General features: G+C 50.9%; 4 protein-coding genes and 1 pseudogene. All 5 read left to right on the plus strand.

Going from position 1 to position 7,494, the window contains the following annotated elements:
• Positions 1-257 precede the first annotated feature (257 nt).
• Entirely contained in the window at positions 258-2,060 is a 1,803-nt protein-coding gene (locus tag BN874_RS02935) for an acyl-CoA dehydrogenase C-terminal domain-containing protein (RefSeq protein ID WP_034430744.1), read from the plus strand.
• A 158-nt stretch (positions 2,061-2,218) separates the two neighbouring features.
• A pseudogene (locus tag BN874_RS02940) lies at positions 2,219-2,669 on the plus strand (oxidoreductase dimerization domain-containing protein); the annotation flags it as partial.
• 577 nt (positions 2,670-3,246) lie between these two features.
• Positions 3,247-5,937 carry a serine/threonine protein kinase gene (locus BN874_RS02945; protein ID WP_034430746.1) on the plus strand — a complete coding sequence of 897 codons (2,691 nt, stop codon included), beginning with the start codon at positions 3,247-3,249 and terminating at the stop codon, positions 5,935-5,937.
• A gap of 127 nt (positions 5,938-6,064) precedes the next feature.
• Positions 6,065-6,832: a hypothetical protein gene (locus BN874_RS02950; RefSeq protein ID WP_034430747.1), complete on the plus strand. Its 768-nt coding sequence runs from the start codon at positions 6,065-6,067 to the stop codon at positions 6,830-6,832.
• A 174-nt stretch (positions 6,833-7,006) separates the two neighbouring features.
• Positions 7,007-7,438, plus strand: a complete 432-nt coding sequence (locus BN874_RS23265) for a peptidoglycan-binding domain-containing protein (RefSeq protein ID WP_081756101.1) — start codon at positions 7,007-7,009, stop codon at positions 7,436-7,438.
• The last annotated feature ends 56 nt before the right edge of the window (positions 7,439-7,494 follow it).

A 7,494-nucleotide genomic window follows, 5' to 3' on the forward strand; every position in this document is an offset into this window, starting at 1 on the left:
CGATGCCCGCATCAAGTTAAAACGCCTCTACCCGTCAATTCAGAGCGGGTGAAGTACTAGCCTGACGCTACCAACCCTCGCCATCACAGGAAAATTTACAGTACCAAAAATCCTGATTTTTTATCGCAGCATTTTGAATTAACTGGCTATTTTTCAGAAATTAGGGTGTTTGTTCTAATTTTTGCGGTTACGGTTTCAGCATGGCGCGGTTCGCCAATCGCTGATCAATAACGTCAACGCAACCCAGGATTACGCCCATGCCCAGCTATACCGCCCCCGTGCGTGATATGCAGTTCATCCTGCATGAACTGCTCAAGATTGACCGCTATCAGGACGTACTCAGCGGCTTCGCGGAAGCGACCCCGGACACTATCGCGGCGATTCTGGAGGGCGCCGCCCAGATCAGCCAGGAGGTGTTACAGCCACTGAACCGGGTTGGCGACCGGGAGGGTTGCCGATTGGAAAACGGCAAGATCATCACCCCGACCGGCTTCAAGGAAGCCTACGCTGCTGTAATCGAAGGAGGCTGGACCGGCCTGATCGGCGATCCTGAATACGGTGGACAAGGTCTGCCCTATGTGCTGGGGCTGGCGGTTAGCGAGATGATGGCTTCGGCCAACATGGCGTTCACCATGTACCCCGGCCTGACCAGTGGCGCTATGGAAGCTATCGAAATTGGCGGCACCGACCAGCAGAAAGCACTCTACCTACCGAAAATGATCAGCGGCCAGTGGACCGGCACCATGAACCTGACCGAGCCGCATTGCGGCACTGATCTGGGCTTGCTGCGCACCAAAGCCGAACCGCAGTCGGATGGTAGCTACCGCGTCACTGGCACCAAGATTTTCATCTCCGCCGGCGAGCACGATCTGGCCGAGAACATCATCCATCTGGTGCTAGCCCGGATTCCCGGTGGTCCAGACGGGGTCAAGGGCATCAGTCTGTTCATCGTGCCCAAGTTTCTGGTCAACCCCGATGGCAGTCTCGGCGACCGCAACGCGGTCAGTTGTGGCTCCATCGAGGAGAAAATGGGCATCCACGGCAACGCCACCTGCGTGATGAATTACGACGGCGCGGTGGGATACCTGATCGGCGAAGCGCATAAAGGGTTGCGCACTATGTTCATCATGATGAACGCAGCGCGGTTGGGCGTAGCGGTACAAGGATTAAGTCAAGCCGAAGTGGCCTATCAAAACGCAGTGGCGTACTGCAAGGACCGACTGCAAGGACGGGCGCTGGCTGGCGCCAAATATCCCGATAAGCCGGCGGATCCGATCATCGTCCATCCCGACATTCGCCGGATGCTGATGACGGTGAAGGTGTTTCAGGAAGGAGCGCGGGCGCTGGCCTATTGGGCCGGTTTACAGGTAGACATCATCCGCAAGCATCCCGACCCGGAAACCCGGCGCAAGGCCGAGGATGTATTGGGTCTGCTGACGCCGGTGATGAAAGCCTATTTCACCGACACCGGCTTTACCGCCGCCAATCTGTGCCTGCAATGCTTCGGCGGTCACGGCTACATCGCCGAATGGGGCATGGAGCAGTTCGTGCGTGACGCCCGCATTGCCCAGATTTACGAGGGCGCCAATGGAATTCAGGCGCTGGATCTGGTGGGCCGCAAACTGCCGGCCAACAAGGGCCGGGCGATCCAGCTTTTCTTTGCCCTAGTGGGCGGGTTCTGCGAGAAATATGAGGACAATGCCGCATTATCGCCGTTCATTCGACCTCTGACCGAGGCGCTGGAACGGCTGGTTGAGGCGACCCAGTGGCTGATGCAGCACGCCATTTCCAACCCGGACAACGGCGGCGCGGTTTCGACCGATTATCTGTACATGATGGCGCTAGTAACGCTGGGTTATCAGTGGGCGCAGGTGGCCCGAATCTGCGAAAACCAGCTTTCCAACCCGGACGATGACAGCTTCGACCGTCAGTTCTACCGCAACAAGCTGGTTGCCGCCCAGTTCTTCATGGAGAAGGTGTTGCCGGAGACCATGGCGCATCTGGCGAAGATTCAGGCTGGCGCGGATTCGTTGATGGCGCTGAGTGCCGAGGCGTTCTGAGCTGCGGTATCAAAATCCCTCTCCCGACGGGAGAGGGACAGGATTCCACCCAGCGCCGCCTGTCGAGTGCAACAGACAGTGCGGCGCCTTGGTCCCAGTCAATTGAATGCAATGCCCGGAAAGGGACTACGCCAGCTTGCGGCAGCGAATCCGGTGCGGCTGATAAAGGTTCCGAAGAAGGCGTCATGGTGGCCGAGATCGTCGCCGGCCAGCACGGGCATCTGAATTACGACACGATTCCGTGGGTGATCTACACCAGCCCGGAAATCGCTTGGGTGGGCAAAACCGAACAAGCGCTGAAAGCCGAGGGCATTCTGTACCAGATCGGCAGTTTCCCGTTCAGCGCCAATGGTCGCGCCAAGGCGATGGATCAGGCCGTTGGGATGGTCAAGATGCTGGCCCATGCCGAAACCGACACGCTGCTGGGCTGCCACATCATCGGTCCGTTCGCGTCGGAACTGGTGCAGGAGGCGGTGCTGGCGATGGAATTCGGTGCCAGCAGCGAGGATCTGGCCCGCACCATTCACGGTCATCCGACCTTGTATGAGGCGATGCACGAGGCGGCTTTGGTCCGTCCACGGTCGCGCCCAGCACAAGATTAATGCCTGATTTGAGTCAGAGGCGGTCATAAAAAATGCGCGATAAGCGCCTTTTTTATGGGGAGTTTGCCCCCACTGCTGCCACCAGCGGTCTTGCGATTTAATTTTTGAAACGTCTTGAAACCGCATGTTTCAATTTCAAACATTAATTCCTACTAAATCAGATGGTTGTAACTTTTATTCATGTGGACTATTTTTACTTCAAATAACCAATAGACACTGGGCTTAAACCACTGGATTTACCCCTTGTGTCAGGTAGTTGAGTAGGTTCTACTGGGGTGATGAAGATGTCGATGACATCGCTTTGCTCTGCCTGCCATTCCTGTAACACCGCCGGCCATGGTCGCTATGAGACGGTTCACGATTTCGTCCGGGCGATTGATTATGTTCCGGTCCGAGGAGCAAATCCTTTTCGCTTAGTCCCACAAGGGAGTCTGAAAATCTAGTATTCTAATATAAAGCGTATGGTCATCTTTGAAAGGCGGTTCTTACATTTTTACATTCTTACACCAGTTTTCTTCTCCGCTATTGATGATGAAAGTGTCTGTCTTTAAGGAAGAAAAATCATAGGCCAAGGGGGAGATTCGATGAGTTTTCAGCCATCACCTCCAGACATCTCCCCGCCGGAGAGTCTGGGCCGCGAGAGCCTGCGCCGGTGGGGATTCCCGCAAATCGCGGGCTATGAAATCGACTGCGAAATTGGGCACGGTGGGATGGCTACCGTATACCGAGCTACTCAGCATTCTTTGCAACGTCAAATTGCAATCAAAATCCTGGCGCAGGAAGTTGACGATACCAGTGAAATGGCGCAGCGGTTCAAAAAAGAAGGCCACATCCTCGCACGGCTATTACACCCCAATGTCGTTACTATTTATGATGTAGGGATTACTGAAGACAACCAGCTTTATTTATCTATCGAATATCTTTCTGGGGGTACGCTTCGGGAGCGGATTCAACGGGGTTTGTCCATTGATTCGGCAATTTATATTGTCCGGTGTATTGCTAAAGCATTGGGCTATGCACATCAAAACGGCGTTATCCATCGGGATATAAAACCGTCCAACATCATGTTTCGCTATGATGATACACCGGTATTAACTGATTTTGGAGTGGCGCGGGTAGCCGAATCGAATACGATTCACACGGCAGTAGGTTTGATGGTAGGCAGTCCGGGTTACATGAGTCCTGAACAGGCTAAAGGAGAAAGCGCCACCACTCAATCGGATTTGTATGGACTGGGCGTGGTGTTATACGAAATGCTGACGGGGCGGCCTCCCTACCAGGCGGACAACCCACTCGCCGTCATGCTCAAGCATTTACATGACCCGGTGCCCAATCTACCGAGTGAATGTGCCTATCTACAGCCCGTTTTGAATAAACTGCTGGCGAAGAAAATCGCAGATCGATACCAGAACGCCAATGAGTTTTTAAATGCGCTCAATTTGATTGTCCCTAGCGACACCGGGACACCATCAGGATTGAATACGGGCAGTAATATTAATCAAAGCATTATAGAATTTGCTAGTGGTAAGCTACAAAGCCTGTTGAAGGAAAGATCGCAGCGCCCGGTTTGGATTGGGGCCATTGGAGCGGCTATTTTGATGATGGCGGTCGGGTATGCTCTCAAGTCAAGAAATGCGATGGAAAGCGTCCAGGCCCCGTCGGAGCGGGTGAAACCGATTGAACAGACGCTGCTACTGTCGCGTGAAGCTGAAATTGCGGCATTGCTGAAACAGGCCGATGCACAACTGCAAGCGGGATTGTCGACCGATGAGGCTGAGCAGAGCGCAGAAGCCGCTTACCGGCGAGTTTTAAAACTGGATCGGAGCAATGCGCAGGCGCTGGCGGGACTGGAAAATATGGTCAAGGAATATGAACGCTCAGCGCAGCGCTATCTTCAGGCGGGCGCACCGCAGAACAGTCTGGATCAGATCGGGAAAGGTCTGGCAATGGCGTCGGGGCGGGTGGAATTGCTGAAGTTGCGCCAGGAAGCCGAGCAGCGAATTATCGAACTAAAAACTAAAAAGGTGGAACAGGAGCGCCAGCAGGAGACACAATTACAAGCGGAACAATCGCTGTTTCAAGCTCAGAGCAGTTTTCAGGAAGGGCTGTTGGAAATAAGCCTGATTCATATTGAACAAGGTTTGGTGGCTGTTCCCCAGCATCAAGGTTTATTGGCGTTGCGTGAACAGGTGAAAGCGCGAGTGATGGAGCAGCAGCACCAAGCCGAAGCGCAGCAGCGGCAACAAGCTGAAGCGCGCCGGCAATCCGAGGAAGCAGAACGGAAAAAGGTGGAACAGGCACAGCGGCAGCAGGAGGTCCGTCAGTCTTTAATACAGGCGCTGGAATTACAGAAGAATGGAAAATACGCAGACAGTTTGCAGCAGATTGAAAAAGGGCTGGCACTGATTCCAGATCACCCGGAATTGACGCAATTACGGGATCAAATCCGCGCCCAACAGGCAGCGGAAAAGAAGCAGCAGGCGGAACAAACTAAACGGGATGAGGAAGTAAAGAAGTTATTGGAGCAGGCTGAAACGCAATTCAAAGCCAAGCGGTTGACTGAACCGGTTGGAAATAATGCTGAAGCCACCTATCGGCAACTGCTCAAGCTGGATGCGAATAATGTCCAAGCGCAGGCGGGATTGGTGCGGATTGCCCAGGATTACTTGCAACAGGCACAACAGAAAAAAGCAGCGGGGGCTTTGCAGGACAGCCTGAAGTTGATTGAAAAAGGTTTGTCAGTGATTCCAAATCAAGCAGAATTGATGCGTCTGCAAGAAGATGTTCACGCTCAACTTGCAGTTGAGCAACAAAAACTGGAACAGCAGCGACAGGAAGAAAAGCAACGTCAAGAACAACAGAAGAAAGAACAGCAACGACTTAAACAGCAACAGGAAGAAAAGCAACGCCAAGAACAAAGGAAAAAAATTGAACAACAGCTTATCGAAAAAGTGCAGTTTGATAAAAAGCAGCAAGATCAACAGCACCAAGAACAACAACGATTGGAGCAACAACGCTTAGAGGAAAAACAGCGCCAAGAACAACAACGCAAAGAACAACAACGGCAAGAAGAAAAGCAGCGCCAAGAGCAGCAAAAGAAGATCGAACAGCAGCAACAGGAAAAACAGCGTCAAGAGCAACAAAAGAAGCTCGAACAGCAACGCCTAGAACAGCAGCGGCTGGAAAAACAGCAGCAAGATCAGCAGCGTCAAGATACAAATGACGCGCCCGCTACTAAAGAAAAACCACAAAGACGTATCTTCGGAACATTCTAGCGAATTTACGCAAGAGGAATCAGTTATTATGCCTTGATGGTTAGCACTAAAAAGTGCAACTATTCATTGGGGATTTTTGGTGTTGTGTGTTTGTTTCTGACAAAACCTTTTTAAGGGGAGATTACCAATGAAAAACTTATATCGATCAATCATCACTTTCGCTATTGTTGGTGTTTCTCCTTTTGCGATTGCGGAGGAGGATTTATCATTTATTCCACGCCTGACGACAGGATACATGGACTATAAGCTAGAAACCCCTAGCCCGCTACCTGGCATTGTTCCCTCCCAAAAATTTCAATTTAGCTCTGTGCTAATTGGAGCAGGAGCAACGTTATCATGGAACCACCTATATCTGGATGCGTATGGGCAGATTGCTCCTAACGCTTCTGATGATCTTAGCTTACCCGTTCTGAATTATAACGAGAATTTTGATGGAGACGTGAAGGATTATTCTCTAGCTGCTGGTGTAGCTATTACGGATAACTTTTCGATTTATGTGGGTTATAAATATAATAAGTTGGATGCATCTGGTAATAGAGGAGCTAATGCTAGTTTTAAAGCAGATGGATACTTCTTAGGAGCAAGCTACGGATGGGTCATACAGGAATCAGGTATACTCGCTCTCAACCTTGCTATTGCTGATTTGGATGGAGAAATTAATGATCAAATACCAGGTTTATCTTTTGGGACCAATTCGACAAGCAATGCCCAAGGGCTTTCTTATGGCGTATCATGGAGGTCGACTATTAACAAGAACTGGGGCTATTTAATCGCACTCGATGGTTATCAATATACATTTAAGGATCTCGTTGATAAAAAATTGGGTGCAGTACCGGGAGAGATAAATCAGGATATTTTTACCGTGAGGGTGTCGATATCCTACCTGTTTGATTGAGAAATGTATTCTTTCAAACAACAGTCGTAGGTTGGGCTGCGGCTTTATCGCAACCCAACATTCCCAGGACTTTCGCCAGGCCCCTGAATCCGCCCTAAATACAGGACAAAATTCTCAGAAAATTCTCAGAATAATCTTTCCTTCATTTCCAAATCTCAACCTAAGGGTATTTCCATGGATAAGATTAATGCATCGGTAGGCAAAGGTGGTGTCAATAACTCCTTGGATGTAAAAACCGTTCAAACCTTGCTCAATCGGCATATCCGGCCACAGATACAAGTTGACGGCAAGGCAGGACCAAGAACGATTGATGCGATTATGGAATTTCAGCGCCGAGTCGTTAGATTGAGTCAACCCGATGGCCGAGTCGATCCCAATGGACAGACGCTGGCTAAACTGAATCAAGGCAGCAGCATTGCGCCAACTGTACTCCCGATAGTCGTTAGTAAGATAAAAAGCGGTGAGTACTGGGTCGGATGGCGCACAAGCAATACCAACGATAGTAAGTCCCTCGATGATCTGGCAGAACCGTTCAAGTCTAATGTTAAAGATTTCATCAAGGCGGTTGAAAATGCGGGCGCCAATGTCCAAATAACTATGACGTAACTACCTACCCTCCCCGACATCCACTATTCTGACACTATGCCCGAGTTGACCCGCCC

The organism is Candidatus Contendobacter odensis Run_B_J11, from assembly GCF_000531125.1.
GTDB lineage: Bacteria > Pseudomonadota > Gammaproteobacteria > Competibacterales > Competibacteraceae > Contendibacter > Contendibacter odensensis.